The following is a 15,916-nucleotide window of genomic DNA, read 5'->3' on the forward strand; positions in this document are numbered from 1 at the left end:
GTCTTGGCCGCCCACATCCCCGATTCAGTCAGTTCTCGCCGAATAAGACGACGGCCTCAGTGAGCTAGCTACTGATAGCTCAAGCCTGCGGCACGGGGCCATGACTATCCAGTACTGCTTTCAAAACGATGACATCACATGTACTACCGTCATAATTAAGTCGATGTGTAACGCCATAGAGCAGTCTCGCGTCCTTTCGAACTGAATCTATCGACGCGGCGTGCAGCTCCAGCCAATTCTCGTCATAGTCCCAGCAGATAAGTAGATCGATTTCTTCGAGACGCTGTTTACGGTTGCTTACTAAGTCTTGTACATAGGGTTTGAATTCGACAACGAACCAGTCTGCACCCTTAGTGTCTTTCCAGGTGTAAGTGTCCTCGTCTGATTCCTCCGCTCGCCGCTTGGCAAGGTCGCCCAGCCCCAGCGGGTGCGCGGAATAATGGAAGAAAGGGTGCGCCCGCGGCAGCGCATACCGCATGGCAGCGTCATACATGGTTCCTTGGCTGACTACAACGGCTTCATAACCTGGCAGGGATCCTCTGGCTACAAGGTCTGTAAAGAGTACTACGACCTCGTTTTCATCTTCTGGCACAAATTTCAACAGGCTGTCGACTGCAAGTACCGCATTCCTCCTCCTACGCTCGTCAACACGCTCAGCGAGCTGCGTGATATTCGCGGTTCCCTCACTATCCGGCTCGGTCATCATTTGAGAAAGGCGTTGAAGACTAATCTTGCGTTCCCCCGAACCAAGATCTTTATTCCGGAAACACACCAACAAATCCTTCACCATTGCCGTCGCAAAATATCGACTGATGCCTTTTCTTCCACTGTCGAGTTGGTCACTCAATCCTAGGTCCGCATTAATAAGAACAAAGTATCTTGCCATGTCATGACCGTACGATTGCCAGTCTTCAATCGATATTCCCAAGGGCATGTCACCGAGAGCAAGCTGAACGCCGGTAGAGAGAAGAAGTTCGTTGTAATTCTCTAACTCCGCGGTTACACCGAACTCGCTTGCGAGCCTGCTCATACCGGTTCGCCCACAAACTATTACCGCCGCATTGAAATTTATAGGTGCTTGTGACCCTACCCTCCTGTTTGTGTAGGTATGCCGTAATCCGCGGTAATACTTCGCTTCCCTCGATAGGGAGCCGTCCTCGTAGGCCTGGAGGTATTCACTTACTTCGCCGTAATACTTTGTTGAGACGTATTCAGACTCATCTGCCAACAGGTAAAGATAGGGTATTTGCGTTGGTGGATGAGTATCTACTGTCGCTGCCACATTGATTTTGGGCGTGGACACACGGTTAAATATGCCCGCGGCGTTTCCGACTGCGGTACGCAGTCGAAGAACATATTCAAGGGCCTTGGGCTTTTGCGCCCACTCGAACATGTGGTCAAGGGCACTAAGTGCCCGGAATTTTGATTGATAGGCACCGCAGTTCAACGTCACCGAAACCGTTGTTCCGTTTGCTTCAGCTGTCTCCTGATCAATGGAGAGCCATTGTACGGGCGGCAGTTCTGCCTCTTCGGCAGAACCGGACGCCAGCCAGTCGATCGCGCCGGTGACGCGCAATGCCGAAGCTTTGCCGTCCCGTACTGACCGGATGTAGAACGAGGAGGACGCATATAGAACGAAAGTAAGCCCATACCCCTTATAGCCGTAGTCTTGCCCGACAGTCTTGAAACTACGCCCAGGTGCCAAGGCTCCAATCAGCGCTTCACGCGACAAACCACACCCATTGTCGGAAACAGTTATTTTCTGCAGCTGAGTCTCTACTTTGATGTCCAGGGTGCCTACAAAATTTGACGTTCCCGCCGGCGCTTGGCGCCGTACAGCATCTACCGAGTTCTGTATCAGCTCCGAGAAAATATCCCAGCTGTGCCGGTAGCTACGCACGATTTCCTCAACGTCACGCCTAAATTTCGATACATCCGTGGCTTGCGCGCTGTAGGCCGCAAGCAATTCATTTTCAGGGCTCATAACGTCCTCCTTGTGGTTGTCACTGATCCATTCGAAAGCCTAGCTGGCATGGCACGGTTAGTCGGACTCTTCGTCTCGCTCATAACAGGTCTAGTGCTCCGGTTAAAGTGCCACCGCCGCCGCCGTCGCGAATACATCTGACGGCATCGGCCGATGCAGTTTCCACGTTATCGAGATCGGCTTCTCACCCACGTGCTGCACATAGTCCACCTGCCCCAGGCAGGTATACGGAACTGTCAGTCCGGTCTCGTCGTCGGCTTTGTCCCTCGTGAATATCAGGATCTTCGATCCGTGCGAGGCCCGGTCGAGATAGCGGCGCCCCGTCGGGCTGCCAGGCGAGGTCGCATTCTGCGATTCCCAATGGAACAGTTCGGGGCTGATCGCGTAGTCCTTGTACATCGTGGTTGCCGAGTGCTTCTTGTCGTCCTTGTTGAGGGTGACAAAGAAGGCGTCTGTGGAAGTTGCAGGACACCATGCAACGCCCTCGCGGTGCTGGACGTTCTTGCCCTGCTCCAGCGAACCGTACTGCAGCGCCGCCAGAACCTCCTCTCGCCGATACGTTGCATGTGACAGCAACGGGACGTGCTGCAGCCCTGCGCCAAGACTCTTCGCTGCGTGTTTCGATGCGGCCACTCCCAGGTTCACCACCTGGCGGATCTCGCGGCACACAAACTGGTAGCCTCGCAGGTGGTCCAGGCCGTCGTCGTACGTTTTGAATCCGCCGCCGTCATCCCACAGGGTGTAGAACAGCATGCGTGCAAAAGCCTGCTCGCGCATGCCGAGCTCCGCGTAGCGGGGGGCGTCAGCGGCGACCAGCATGGAATAGGCGGCGGCACGTTCCGGATCGTCCACGTGAATCAGCGCGGCCATGCGGCCCAGCAGCTTCTTTTCCTCCGCGTCCGACAGCTCCTCAATTTTCCCATGAAGCACGGTCTCCAGGGGCGAGAACCCCTCGATCAACCCTGCCTGGCGGAGGTAGCCGGTCCACGAGTCCCTGGTGGAACGGTAGATCGTCTTAACGTTGTTCCCCGACCGCTCGAAATAGGCTTCCAGCTCGGTCTCGGCGGACGAGGCAATATCCCGGACCAGCTGTGCCCGGTTGAACCGGAGCTGTGCCTTAATGTTGTCCAGCACCACCTTCTGTGCCACCCGGTCCAACACGATCTGGGAGCCGGACGGCAGGTACGGGAACTCATCCTCGACAGCCTTCTCCAGCTCCTTGCGCCCGTAACCCGTCAGCGTCCGGTAGCGCAGATCAAAGCGGAACTCACGGCGCTGCTGTCCGATGAAGTCCAGGACCGTCAGCACCGCTTTGCCCTCCGCACGGCGCAGCCCGCGTCCCAGCTGCTGGAGGAAGATCGTGGCACTTTGCGTGGGCCGGAGCAGCAGAATGGTGTCCACCTGCGGCAAGTCCAGGCCTTCGTTGAAGAGGTCGACGGCGAAGATGCAGTTGATCTCCCGCTTACCCAGGCGTCTGAGGGCTTCCTCGCGGTCAGCGTTGTCAGTGGTGCCGTCTACGGCTACCGAGGCGATGCCCGCGCGGTTAAAGACCTCGGCCATGTAGCGGGCGTGCTGCACGGAGACGCAGAAGCCGATGGCGCGCATTTGGTCGGTGCTGGTGACCTTGTCCCTGAGTTCGCGGATGACCTTGGCGGCCCGGGCGTCATTCCCGGTGTAGAGGTTGCTGAGCTGGCTGGTGTCATAGTTGCCGCGCTTCCATTCCAGCTGGCTAAGGTCAACGTCGTCCGAGACGCCGAAGTAGTGGAAAGGCACCAGCAGGTCAGCATCCAACGCGTCCCAGAGCCGCAGCTCACTGGCGGTACGGCCGTCGAAGAATTGCTTGGCGACGTCGACGCCGTCGCCGCGCTCAGGCGTGGCAGTGAGGCCGAGGAGTTGCTGCGGCTTGAGGTGGTCGAGAAGGCGGCGGTAGGTGGGGGCCATGGCGTGGTGGAACTCATCGATGACGACGACGTCGAAGAAGTCCGGTTCCAGCTGCTCGATGCCAAGGGAGGACAGCGACTGGACGGACGCGAAGATGTGCTTCCACTCTTGCGGCTTGAGCTCCCTCACATAGAGTTCACCGAAGGCGCCGTCCTGCATGACATCGCGGTAGGTGCGCATCGCTTGTTTCAGGATTTCCTGTCGGTGGGCGACGAAGAGTAGTTTGAGGTCGCGGCCGGCAGTTTCGCTTAGCCGTTTGTAGTCCAGAGCGGCGATCACCGTTTTGCCGGTGCCCGTGGCCGCGACCAGGAGGTTGTGACTGAAGCCCTTGAGCCGCTCGGCTTCCAGGTCCTCCAGCATCTCCTCCTGATGCAAAAACGGCTGAACCTCAAGGCCGGTAGTTGCATTCGGCGCCGCGGTGCGGCGGCCGCCGTTCCGTTCCAACGCGGCCTCCAGCTTTTCGCCGTCGCGCTCCGGGTCATAGCTTTGGAAAGCCCGCTGCTCCCAGTAGCTGTCGAAGGTGACCTCGAACTTCTGCAGGAGGGCGGGGGTTGCGACGGAACTGAGGCGGACGTTCCATTCCAGCCCGTCGAGCAGCGCTGCCTGACTCAGGTTGGAGCTGCCTACGTAGGCGGTGTCGAATCCGGTGTTACGGCGGAACAGCCAGGCCTTCGCATGCAGCCTTGTGGCCTGGGTTTCGTAGCTGATCTTCACCTCGGCCCTGTACCTGTTGACGAGCTCGTCAATGGCGCGGCGTTCGGTGGCACCCATATATGTCGTGGTGATGACGCGGAGCTTTGCGCCGCGCTCCTTGAGTTGCTCTAGGGCAGACTCCAGGAGCCTGAGACCGGTCCAGCGGACAAAGGCGCAGAGAAGGTCCACTGTGTCGGCGGACTCCATCTCGGCCCGGAGTTCCGCGGCGAGGTTGGGGTCGTCCTTGCTGTTGGTGAGAAGAGCGGAGTCGGACAACCTGGTGGTGGGCCGGCGGAGTTGCCGGCGCTTGAGGACATCTGGGCGATGGAGAGACTGGAGCTGGGTTGGACCCGGCGCGATGCGGTCTCGGTTGTTCAGTTCCTGGAGGAGCTTGTTCGCGAGGGTGACGCGATCGGTGGGTTTAGCTGATGCGAGGGCTCGCCGGACGGCGTCGGCGACGTGGCGGGCGAGCACGTCCGGGGAGTCTTCGTCCTCTATGTCTGCGAAGACTGGCTGGAGTCCTTGCTCTTGCTTCAGGTGGTCACCGAGCACATCCGTGTTGAGCAGTTCATACAGGCCCTCGGGCAGCCGCTCCGCTGCCAATCCCCCAAAGAAACTAGTCACTGCGCCAGCGTAATTGATGAGACTGACTACGCCGAGTGACATTCCTCCGGCATGAAGCTTGAATGCCAGCGTGATCTTCAGAAGGTCTAATAGCTGCAGCTCAACCACAAACGCTCAAACCGCGCCCTTAAGTCGGCCTTCCAGCGTCGATCTTCCGGCCAGCGGAAGGGGAATCACCCCCTTTCCACCGGCCAAGCATCATGCCCCGGGGTGGGAGCCCACGAGACTGCCTTCCGGATGTCTCGGTCCCGCTGGAAGGGAAACGGCAACACCGGCAGTTGAATGACTCGAGGATCAGCACGGAGGCAGCACAGGACAAGAGACAGAGTGCGCCGTCTCGACGGATGGCTATACAGAAATGAACCGGACCTCAAATCCTGGCAGGTCTTGCTAGCCAATGCCCTGTCCCCGATCTCCATTCAGAGCGGGTTGGGTCAATATGCAGCTGCAACCTCTCCAAGCGGTACTCAGATCCAGGTGCCAGTTCCTACGGCCTGTGAATCCCCCATGGGTGAGGTATGTACTCCAGTCATAGGTAGGCGACTGCGGTGAGGAGCCATTACAAACCCGTCCGGAACAGGCTTGTACGGAACATCGGGTGATCTGTGGCTGGACTGAAACTGCCTTAGTGCCTCAACATCAATTTCACCAACTACCCAATAGTCGCGACTTCCACCCTTCAACCTGACGATGTCCCGTCTCCAAGAATCTTTGTAGGGTGCACGAATCCGACTGTCACCGTACTGACGGTCATTACATTGAATGATGTAGGCGTGCATGTCGAGGGAGGCAGACTCGACAAGCGAATCGAAGGTACCAATGTCCTTGTTCCACTCGGGAACGAAAAGAGCATCGACATGTCCACTCAGACTCGCGCGATACTTAATATTTGTCAGCTCGCTGCAAACTAACAAGGCAAATGAAAAATCCCCATGCCTGATAACGGGTGGCGAGGTCCACCTGGTTCTGGCCTCCAGAGTTAGTTCGCGAAGTCGATGGAGTTCTTTTTCCTCCCCCCGAGCCGGACGTTGCTTGTCCTGGCGGTAAATCATCATCGAGGGAAATCCCAGGCCGTCGTGAACTAATGAGACCCAAATCTGGTTGTGAACTAGGCCCGGTTTCTGATGCAAGTATTCCACCCCGGATATGAGAGATATCCCACGGGCCTGGAGCTTCTGAGCGATCCGGACAAACCATCGCGCCGGCATCGCCAGTTCCGGGAGGACCAGGTAATGGACGCCATTAGATTGAGATATGACATGGTTGAGCAATTCCGTCAAACGGGAGTAGCGGTCCAAATTTGGATCCGGAAACTTCATTACCGAAGCGGTCCAGCTGTCATAGTGAGTTTTCCAACTCCCCAAGGCAACCTTTTTCTTATCGGAGCGGCGGTTACTTTGAACTATGATTGTCTCGGGATGAGCCGGAAGAGTCTCCTCCAACTTGTATGGCATCTTGTCCGCAATTTGGAAGCCTCTGATGGCGAGAACGGCGTCATTCAATGCCTGCTGGCAGCTCTCACCGAATGGATCAGGGGCCAACATATATATCTCAGCCAGATTATAGGGCCGGGTTGCGAAGGCAAGCCCGATCGACATTTCCCGCCCCTCCAGCCCTAGCCATATGCCGACTGACGCCAAGCCGTCCGCGACCTCGGGCTGAAGCAACAACGAGGCATCGATCAGATGACACGGCGGATCCGTAGGTATCCCCCTGCGCGAGACTAACTCCTCTGGGAGGCTTGCAAAACGGCGCGGAACGTGGGCTAAATCATGATCAAACAGCCGCGCCTGGGCCTTCTGAAGGTCCGTGATACTCCAGTTTTTGATTGCCAAGCTCTCAAAGTCCGCCGCAGAAAACTCATTGATCCAATTCGCTTCTTCAGTGGAAGAAAGCCGTGTCGGGAAGGCAGAGATAACGGCTTCATTTACGGAATCAAAAAGATGACCCCTCCAACTCGTGAGAACATCAGCTTCAATCGCCTTCGATTCTCGATCGCCTTTAACTACCACAGTGCATTCGGATTTCACCTCGCGGTAAAGTCCTACAAGAGTGCGGACGATTTCCGCGAGGTAGTCAAAGTCTTTCGAAATTGTAGCCAGCCGAACCACTCGCGGTAGGTATATCGCAAGATCGAAGAAGTTAGGCAGAACCAGCACGTGATCGATAAAGGCGCGATAAAAGGCCTGACGATGCATCTCCCAACTGGCCGGTTCAAGGTCTCGTTCATAGGCTTCGAACGTCCGAAGCTTGAGTGCGAACCCCGCCCGCCGCATGGTCAACGAGTCAGCCTTCCGCAGACTGTCGGCTATATCGCCATCTGTTTGGGTTGCAGCAACCATGTCCGTGGCCACGGTACTCGCCTTTTCAGGGAGCCTCGGCAAGGATCTCCATTCGCTTGCTCGCTCATAAGCCTGACGCGCGATTGACTCGACCATGACCAGGCCTGACTCGCCTTCGAGCAGAAATACACGGTTTTTATCATTCGAAAAATGAATTTCGCTACCCTGCAAATAGGAGGATTCGAAAGCTACGCTATTCTCCGCCGCATGGTCAAGTGCTCCATTGTCGATCCATTTCAACTTTCCGTCAGCTCGCTTGAAGATCCATTCCCACAGTTCGGCGGAACTTGCGAACTCCGAGCTATTCTCCATGACAAGCATAATGTCGTCGACGTAACGGCCGTAGTAAAGCGGCACCAGCTCCTTCTCTACGATCCTATCAAGTTCGATTAGGGCCATATTAGCTACTACCGCAGACGCGGGAAGGCCAACAGGCAAGCCTCTTCCTAACATCGACTGCATCGCCCATGCTCTTAGCGCCGAAACAAACAGCCTGTTGAGCTTATGTTCCACTGGTGATAGCTCAATCTTAAGCATTCTTTGAAAATCACTTCCAAGCAGAAAGCTTGGATCTAGATGATGGTAAAAGGACGTGACGTCCGCTGTTAGAGCAACGACTTTCTTGGCATCCAATAACGCCGAACGCATCGCTCGAAGACCGTTATTCCGCCATTTCTGAAATGGCGCAAGGTAAGGAGCAAAAGATCCTAAGGATAGCGAATTAAGCTCCTTGTCGCGTCTTCTGCGCAGCCGACTTCCATAGGCCGATGACGATAGTTTTTGGTCAAACTTATGCCCCACCTTTGAAATCCAAAGCGAGGAAAGGACATGGAAATCAATGCTGCATTCAGCCGTAAGTCGAAATTCTGCCACCGGGCGATCCCATCCGGCAGCCCGCGCTTCGTTACATTTCCTTGTCCATGCTGCCCTCGGATTGGAGAACTTCGCGCCACCCAGAAACTTTTCGTCCTGAGTGAAGCGAACCGACTTGGGAAGGAAAGTAAAGGAGCCAACAAAATCTGCTTCGTGGACCCATGACTCTGATTCTCCGTTGATCCGTAGGAGTAAGTGTGTCAGCCTCCCTTCAAGGTCGGCCTCATATGCGGCCACGCGTTCGAGGGAAGGATTTGTCGAGTAATACAAATCAACTTTTGCCTTTCGATAGGCAGTTCCCATATCGATCAATGAAAAAGTCATCATCCCCCGCGTCTTGCCACAGCTTCTGAACGCAGCGCTGAGGCGGCGGTTCGCAACTTGATTGGTCTACACCGGCATCGGACCGGTCCGTGTGTTTCCTCAAAATGATAGCTATTAGGAGTTGCAGCGCGGCACAGCTTCTCCCGTGTCTTTCCCCAACAGGCGGGCTACGACGAAAACACCCGCTTCCATGCTCAACAAGTCCATCTCGGCAACTCACGGCGGAAGGCGCGCTAGGTCAGACCGGAGCAACCCTCCTCGTGCATCGAACGCGTGAGGCGCGTTGGTATCCCAAGATTCAGTGAATCAACCCGGGCTCCGTGGCACGTTCCGGCGCTTCCAGAACTGGCAGGATGCAGACGTTCGGGTATCGGCGGTAGAGCACCAGGGAATCGGGTCGCTGCCGGCGTCGGAGTACTCCACGTAGGCCTCGTCGATCACCACCAGGACGTCAGAACGGACGGACTGCAGGAAGGCCTCGAGGCGGCCGTGGCCGATCGGCACGCTGGTAGGGTTGTTGGGGGTGCAGAGCAGGATCACCTTGGTACGGCCGGTGACGGCGGCGGCCATGGCGTCGAGGTCATGGCCCTCCGCGGCGTCCAGCGGGACGCGGACCGGGCGGGCGCCTGCCAGCTCCACCAGGATGGGATAGGCCTCGAAGGAGCGCCACGCGAAAACCACCTCGTCCCCGGCATCGCACAGTCCGGTAATGATCTGCTGGAGGACGCCCACGCTGCCGGGCCCCACCGCCACCTCCTCGGCCGTGACGCCCAGGTGACGGGCGAGCCGTTCGCGGAGTTCGACGGCGGCCATGTCCGGGTAGCGGTTCATCCTGCCCGCCGCCTCGGCCACCGCAGTGATGGCTGCGGGCAGCGGGTCATAGTGGCTTTCGTTGCTGGCGAGGGCTGCAATGTCCGCCCCGAGGCTGCGGCGCGCAAGGTCTTTCCGAGAAGCCGATGCTGATCCCCGAAGTGGACTTCAATGGGGGTTTGCCCGGGCTTTGGCCGCGGAGTCGGCTGCTATTCGGTCGCTAGGTGACCTTTCCGTGCTGCAGGCGTGGATCGACGCCGGCGCCCGTGGGACCTTCGTGGCCGACTGCGCATCACCTCCAGCGTCCGCGCCCTGGCTGACGGCGTCGCGGGCGGCGAAGGCTGCGGGGGCTGGATAACACCAAGGGGAACGCACGGCGGGCCACCCCCTCCCCCACACCACGGACAAGGCAACGCACCTTTACCAGGTCGTCTCACATCCGTCGACAGCTACAGAAGAAACGGCTAGTATGCGTGTATGAACCGTATGCTAACTCCCCCGGATGAAAGCCGTACGGGGCACGCGTCGGAGCCGGAGCGTAGGTCCGTCCTTGCATTCATTGTGGAAGACGGCGACGTTTCCGCCGAGACAGCACTCGCCGACGGCACCAAGGTCCTGGCCGCTGTGCACGACGAAGTTTTAAAACCGGTGCACGAGTCGCCGCTAAATACAGGGCGTGACTACGTCCTGCATCTCCACGGGGCGATCCAATCTGCATTTGCAGGGCTCGCGGAGACCGGCGGTTTCGATGCCGCAGCAAGGTCGGTAAATGCGAAAGCGTTCAAGGCCGAGATCGTAGATGGAGCTGTTATCGGTGTTCCCCAAGTCATTGAAGTTGTGGCGGAAGAGCCCGCCTTGGTCAAAGCTACGCAGGCGGCTGGTCGGCTAGTCAGCCAACTTTCGGTCTCGATGGCTGCGTTGGCGCCATCCCTTGCTGCCAAGAAAGGCCCCGCTGTCTCCCCTCAGGTGGCATACGCCCTGGCAGAGGAGGAACAGGATCTCCGTGCTATCGAGGATGAGTTCGGATGGCTCGACAGCGGCGGTGTTGCGGAGCAGTTGGGCAAGAAGCGGAGCCGAACCTTGGCTTCGAACCTGCGTTCCAAGGGGAAGCTTTTGGGCTACATACGGCGTGGCCAGCAAGCAGTCCGCTTCCCCAGGTTCCAGTTCGACGGCATGGGGGTTCTTGCTGTCGTTCCTGAATTGATCCGCATCGCAGATGAGCGCGGGGTTGCCCATGAAGACTTGCTCTTCTGGCTTTGCGCCCCTACCGGAATGCTTGAGGACGACGCTCGGCCGGTAGACAGACTTCGCACGGACCCTGAGGGGGTCCTCGCCGCGGCGCACTACGACCTCGGAGGGCACTCCTGGTGAGGGGCGGGCCAGGGGTACCACCGGACCCTTTTGACCCAATTATCGAGACTTTGACGGCCGGAACTGTACTTTGGCGTGTGCATGACAACAAGTACCCTGGCGCTGCCTTCCACCCCGGTGGCGTGAACGCCAAGCACTCACGGTTCTCATTTTTCGGAAGTCCCAGCCACGTGCCAGTCCTTTACCTGGGAGAAAACGAAGAATGTGCCATTGCGGAGACCATCCTCCATGACAAGGTCAGAGGGAGCATGATCGACTCCACGGACTACGTCGACAAGGTATTGAGTCGTGTGACGATTGGCCGTGACCTGCGTCTTGTCTCCTTCAAGGGGCTCGGCCTTACACGATTGGGAACATCACCGGGGCAGCTAACCGCGTCACCTTCTCGTTACTACGCCCAGACCCGTCCGTGGGCAGAAGCAGCTCATGGCGTGGATGGCGTCCATGGGATCGTCTGGATGAGCGCGCGTAATAACGAAAAATCGGCATACATGCTGTTCGGCGACCGAGTGGGCGGTGCGAGTGATCTGCACGATGGCGGTGGGGCTGTCAAGGTATATGGAGCCGGAGACGGACTCGACAATCTCGTTGAGATTTGTCGCGTGGTCAACGTGAAAATCAGGCTTCCCAGAATCTAGATACCACTAGTGACGGCGCTTGTCCTTTTGAGAATTAACCATTGCATCCTTACGCTGATCGCCCGCACGGGGATGTAGATGCTGTCACAGGGAAAGTGCAAAGCGCCCCTTACAATCGCCGCTGCCGGAACATCGGGAACGACTCCCGCACCCGGTCCACCGTCTCCGGCGAGACCCCCACCATCCGAACACCAGCAGCCAGCCCAAGGCCAGCCTCGCTAACTCCCATCCGTCCACCAGCACGCTCCGCTCCACCGAGACCGGCGGCGCCTGGCACACCCCCGCCACGTACAGGCTGTTCTCGATCGCACGGGCTGCGTTCAGCGCCAGCCACTGCTCGGTCTTGTGCTCCCCGGCACCCAGGACGAGCACACCAGCAGGACCTGCGCGTCGGCGTCGGCCAGTGACCTTGCCAGCTCCGGGAACAGCAGGTCGTAACAGGTCATCAGCCCGAACCGCACTCTCCCATGCTCGAACAACACCGGGTCGGTGGACGGGCCGGGCTTGATGAACGTGGACTCCCCGAAGCCCTGCGCGTCGAAAAGGTGGATTTTCCGGTAGGAAGCCAGCCGGCCGCCGTCGGGCCCGGACACCACCAGCGTGTTGTACGCCGTGGAACGTCGCGTCGACCTTCTTTTTTTCGTAGGTGGCGTACTCAGGGCAGGCGACCAGCTCTGCGCCGTCGCGCGTTGCCTCGGCGGCGAACCGTTCGATCGCGGCCAGGTTAGCCCGGACGTCGGCGCCCGACTCCAGCTGCCCCAGCGCAATCCTCACGGCTGTTCCTTCCCTCGGGCCCGGCCACACTACAAACTGTCAGGGTCAGGCGGCCGCCTCGACCGTCGCCTTCTCCGTGGCCGTCATCTCCGGCGGCGAGGCCTTGAAGCCGCGGGTAATCAGAGCCAGGACCACCACGCCCAGCACCAGCCAGGACACCCCCAGCGTAATGGCGTTGCTGTCCAGCCGGGAGAGCAGGTAGGCGCAGATGATGGCGCCGACCACCGGGACCACCACGTAGGACACCGGGTTCAGCTGCTGCCCGGCCCGGCGCTGGCGCACATAGTGGAACACCACCGCGGCGTTCACCAGCGTAAAGGCGGTGAAGGCACCAAAGTTGATGAACGACGTCGAGGTGGCCACGTCCAGGAAGATCGCGATCAGGCCCACGACGCCGGTGACCACCAGGTTCGCCACCGGGGTGTGGAACTTCTCACTGAGCCGGCCGAAGACCGCCTTGGGCAGGACGGAATCGCGGCCCGTCGTATACAGCAGGCGGGAGGCGCTGGCCTGCGCGGCGAGGCCGGAGGCGAACTGCGCCACCACCAGGCCTGCCAGGAACACGGCGCCGAACAGCTGCCCGCCAATCTGCAGGGCGATGGGAGCTGGCCGCGGAGGCCGAGTCCTCGAACACGCCGCCGGGGTGGACCAGCTGGCTCACGTAGGAGACCGCCACGAAGATGCCGCCGCCGATCAGGGCAACCAGCATGATGGCGCGCGGCACGGTGCGGCGCGGGTTGATGGTTTCCTCGGTGAGGGTGGTGACGGCGTCGAACCCCAGGAACGAGTACGCGGCGATGGCCGCGCCGGCGGAGATAGTGGCGAAGCTGGCGGTGCTGTTGAAGAACGGCTGCCCGCTGGCCAGTCCCCCGGCGCCGTTGACGGACACCACGCTGCCGATGGCCAGCGCCACAAAGAACACGAGAACCAGCAGCTGGAACGCCATCAGCACGTAGTTGGCCTTGTCCGCCACCTTGATGCCCAGGATGTTTAGCAGCGTGGTGATGACGATGAAGCCCACGATCCAGACGCCGATGGGGATGCCGGGGAACCGGGCGCTCAGGTAGGAGCTTGAGCTTGTGGGACGAGGCCTTGCAGCCAAATCCTGAAGACCGTCGCGGCCTGTCACACCGGGGAACCCCTCTGGCGCACTGCATAATCTGAGGAATGTGGGATACTTTTTGGCCAGACGTCCTAGTTACTGTCATCGGGGCAGTCTTAACTGTCGCTATCGCATACGGCACCTTTCTGGTCCAGCAAAGACGAACAGAGAAGCAGGTTCTGACAAACCTGATTCACGATCTCCATCACAGACGGGCTCTTCGCGCCTCTGCTCCTAAGTTTGTGGCTGGCGCGTCAGACTTAGACGACTACAAACACACAAGTTCCAGCGTGCTCGAGGTGCGTGAGCAAATCCGCACCGCCCGAAACAGCCTTCCTCCGCGCTCAAGTACGAGCCCTCTACTTTCAAAGATGCTCGTTGAGTGCAACAGGCACTTGAGCAAATCCGGACGCGAGCCGGATCGGTACCAAGAACACCTCATAGACCTGCGGACATCTCTGACCTGTGAAGTTGAGGAAATCTGTTCAAGGGTCCGCGGCTTGAAACCTCTCGAACCAGGTGGGGCGATGGACCAACCAGAGGTAGTAAGAAACGAGCGCATCCCCCGCCGAACCGAAACGTCCCCCAGCGACTAGCAACATGAGTCAGCATCTATCCCTCGCACGGCTGGGTCATCGCGGCGTCCGAGAGGATCGACTCCCGCAGATAGCCCCAGCCTCAGATGAAAGAAGGTCCTCTCTTTCCTACGAGCGGACAACTACTCCGGCACGACTTTCTGAAAGTACTGAATCAGTAACAGCGTGAACTGCTTCAGCCAGTTCTCTGTCCAGGAATGACTCAACGAAGTTGATAGCAATGATCTCAGGAGTGCATTGATCTGAAATAACAGACAGCTGCTTCGCAAGCCAAGCCTGCACCCGGGGCAACCATGAAGCCTGTCCCTCATCTGCGTCGTACAGGTGCAGTTCAGTGAGGAAGTCCTTCATGAAAACATCTGGATCCCGCTTTGGGTCTGCATATCGGTTGTCTACGACTAGCGACAAGTAGAGTGCCATAGCGCCGCGCTCGTAAAGTCTGACGAGCTCCAATGCGGCCGGCATATCAACACCGATCGGTGCACGCACTCCTTGAACTGTGCCGTGACCTGCGCCGGGTTTCCAGCTGCGCTCACGCTCGATAATTTCTGCCGACGGCAACACCTCCCTGAGCCTTTCAGCAGCGCCCTGCAGCCTGTACATTGCTCGATGCGTCTCAACTTCGGCCGCATTTCGCTGCTGGATCAACTCCTTGGCCCGACTAGATCCTGGATCTGCATCCAGCAGCTTCCGCGGATCCTCCTTCCAAAATACGTGCATGGCTGCTTTTAGCTCGGCCATTGCCTCAAACAAGGCGACTCTGGATTGCGTTATTAGGTCCGCCCGCCCGGCCGCGTAGTCCAAGGAGGCCCGTTCTACTGTTTCAGACGCTATCGCTATTGCCCGACTGCCAAGCACAGTGGCAAGAACAACACCCGCCACGGCCGAAAGTGCAGTTACCAGGTTTACGACTAGTGAAACTAACTCGATGTCCAAAATTCCCCAATGCTAGAAATGTAACTTGGATATAGAACCACAGTTTTAGTCATGCCCTAAATGACAAATCCCGCTCGACTAACGGACAGCGGTGGATGAATAGTCCTGACTACTTTCTCGGTTTGACTGCAAAACCTTGAACTTTTCTCATGCCCGTCCGAATATAGAATGCGTGACGGATGAAGAGCCTTGGTATGCCCAACTGCGCAGCCAGTGGAAGCCTGACCGCGTGAAGTTGCTGATGATCGCCGAGAGCGCCCCGGCCGACGGCGGTGACGTCTCGGCCCGGAATTTTTTCTACGCCGCAGACCGGCTTGGTCCGGATAACCTGTTCCGTGGAGTGGTTGAAGCTATGTACGGAACGTCGAACGCGGACCTGCAGCGAAGCGGAAAGCGCCCCTGGCTGGAACGTCTCCGCGATGACGGCTTTTTCCTCATTGATCTGGCATCATCTCCGGTAAATGGTTTGGGCAGAGCCGAGCGGCGGCGAGTCCTGAAGGAAGCCATTCCAGGATGCATTGGACGCGCTGTCACGCTTCATCCCGCAGGTGTCGTTGTTGTGAAAACGAACCTCTACGCACTGCTTGCCGGGCCACTGCGAGACGCCAGCCTTCCACTCCTGCAAGACCAGCCAATTTCGTTCCCCCTAGGCAATACCCGCGCCCAATTCGTCGCGGGATTTAACTTGGCCCGATCAAGGCTTCCCGCATAGGACTCAAGCCACGGAAGAACCGGTGCCCGGTACGAGTTCGCAGTCCCCGGATGGATGGCCGGCCCTTACCTCGCCAACGTCAGACGCACTCCAGCCCCGCTCAACGGCCGCGTCGTACAGCAGCCGCGTAACACGGCGCCTTCTGCTCTCGAAATGGCTACATGAAGGCTGCCATAGTGGCGGTGGCCTCCGCCCT

The 15,916-nt window shown here is 58.5% G+C and carries 11 protein-coding genes and 1 pseudogene; 4 read left to right on the forward strand and 8 right to left on the reverse strand.

Annotation, left to right across the window (positions count from 1 at the left end):
• Positions 1-79: 79 nt before the first annotated feature.
• The 4 genes and pseudogenes from AC6CHP_RS10330 to AC6CHP_RS10345 all read right to left on the reverse strand — a co-directional run.
• Positions 80-1,984, reverse strand: coding sequence for an ATP-binding protein (locus AC6CHP_RS10330; RefSeq protein ID WP_498229633.1), 1,905 nt, complete (start codon positions 1,982-1,984; stop codon positions 80-82).
• Between the two features lie 102 nt (positions 1,985-2,086).
• Positions 2,087-5,206 carry a DEAD/DEAH box helicase gene (locus tag AC6CHP_RS10335; protein ID WP_498229717.1) on the reverse strand — a complete coding sequence of 1,040 codons (3,120 nt, stop codon included), beginning with the start codon at positions 5,204-5,206 and terminating at the stop codon, positions 2,087-2,089.
• Positions 5,207-5,709: 503 nt separating this feature from the next.
• On the reverse strand, positions 5,710-8,784 hold the full coding sequence (locus tag AC6CHP_RS10340; protein WP_498229635.1) for a reverse transcriptase domain-containing protein: 3,075 nt from the start codon (positions 8,782-8,784) through the stop codon (positions 5,710-5,712).
• A gap of 346 nt (positions 8,785-9,130) precedes the next feature.
• Positions 9,131-9,714: pseudogene (locus tag AC6CHP_RS10345) on the reverse strand (aminotransferase class I/II-fold pyridoxal phosphate-dependent enzyme); the annotation flags it as partial.
• Positions 9,715-10,152: 438 nt separating this feature from the next.
• On the opposite strand from AC6CHP_RS10345, the gene AC6CHP_RS10350 reads away from it, so the two are divergent.
• Together AC6CHP_RS10350 and AC6CHP_RS10355 are read left to right on the forward strand one after the other, a co-directional pair.
• Positions 10,153-10,962, forward strand: coding sequence for a hypothetical protein (locus AC6CHP_RS10350; protein WP_498229637.1), 810 nt, complete (start codon positions 10,153-10,155; stop codon positions 10,960-10,962).
• Positions 10,963-11,039: 77 nt separating this feature from the next.
• On the forward strand, positions 11,040-11,600 hold the full coding sequence (locus tag AC6CHP_RS10355) for an RES family NAD+ phosphorylase (protein WP_498229639.1): 561 nt from the start codon (positions 11,040-11,042) through the stop codon (positions 11,598-11,600).
• 320 nt (positions 11,601-11,920) lie between these two features.
• Here AC6CHP_RS10355 and AC6CHP_RS10360 read toward each other — a convergent pair whose 3' ends face one another.
• From AC6CHP_RS10360 to AC6CHP_RS10370, 3 genes are read right to left on the reverse strand one after another with little or no spacing between them, the layout of a single operon-like run.
• On the reverse strand, positions 11,921-12,367 hold the full coding sequence (locus AC6CHP_RS10360) for a nitrilase-related carbon-nitrogen hydrolase (RefSeq protein ID WP_498229641.1): 447 nt from the start codon (positions 12,365-12,367) through the stop codon (positions 11,921-11,923).
• Positions 12,368-12,419: 52 nt separating this feature from the next.
• Complete coding sequence (locus AC6CHP_RS10365) at positions 12,420-12,920, reverse strand: amino acid permease (protein ID WP_498229643.1); 501 nt, start codon at positions 12,918-12,920, stop codon at positions 12,420-12,422.
• On the reverse strand, positions 12,808-13,476 hold the full coding sequence (locus tag AC6CHP_RS10370; protein ID WP_498229645.1) for an APC family permease: 669 nt from the start codon (positions 13,474-13,476) through the stop codon (positions 12,808-12,810). Before AC6CHP_RS10370 ends, AC6CHP_RS10365 begins: the two co-directional genes overlap by 113 nt.
• Before the next feature lie 65 nt (positions 13,477-13,541).
• Between AC6CHP_RS10370 and AC6CHP_RS10375 the strand changes: the two genes are divergently transcribed.
• The gene (locus AC6CHP_RS10375; RefSeq protein ID WP_498229647.1) at positions 13,542-14,072 is read left to right on the forward strand and encodes a DUF6650 family protein; all 531 of its coding nucleotides are present in this window, start codon (positions 13,542-13,544) and stop codon (positions 14,070-14,072) included.
• Between the two features lie 108 nt (positions 14,073-14,180).
• Here the strand turns inward: AC6CHP_RS10375 and AC6CHP_RS10380 are convergent, their stop codons facing one another.
• Entirely contained in the window at positions 14,181-15,008 is an 828-nt protein-coding gene (locus AC6CHP_RS10380; protein WP_498229649.1) for a hypothetical protein, read from the reverse strand.
• Between the two features lie 172 nt (positions 15,009-15,180).
• Here AC6CHP_RS10380 and AC6CHP_RS10385 point away from each other — a divergent pair, with 172 nt between their 5' ends.
• Positions 15,181-15,720, forward strand: coding sequence for a hypothetical protein (locus AC6CHP_RS10385; protein WP_498229651.1), 540 nt, complete (start codon positions 15,181-15,183; stop codon positions 15,718-15,720).
• Positions 15,721-15,916 lie beyond the last annotated feature (196 nt).

This window comes from Pseudarthrobacter sp. GQ63 (assembly GCF_059758765.1).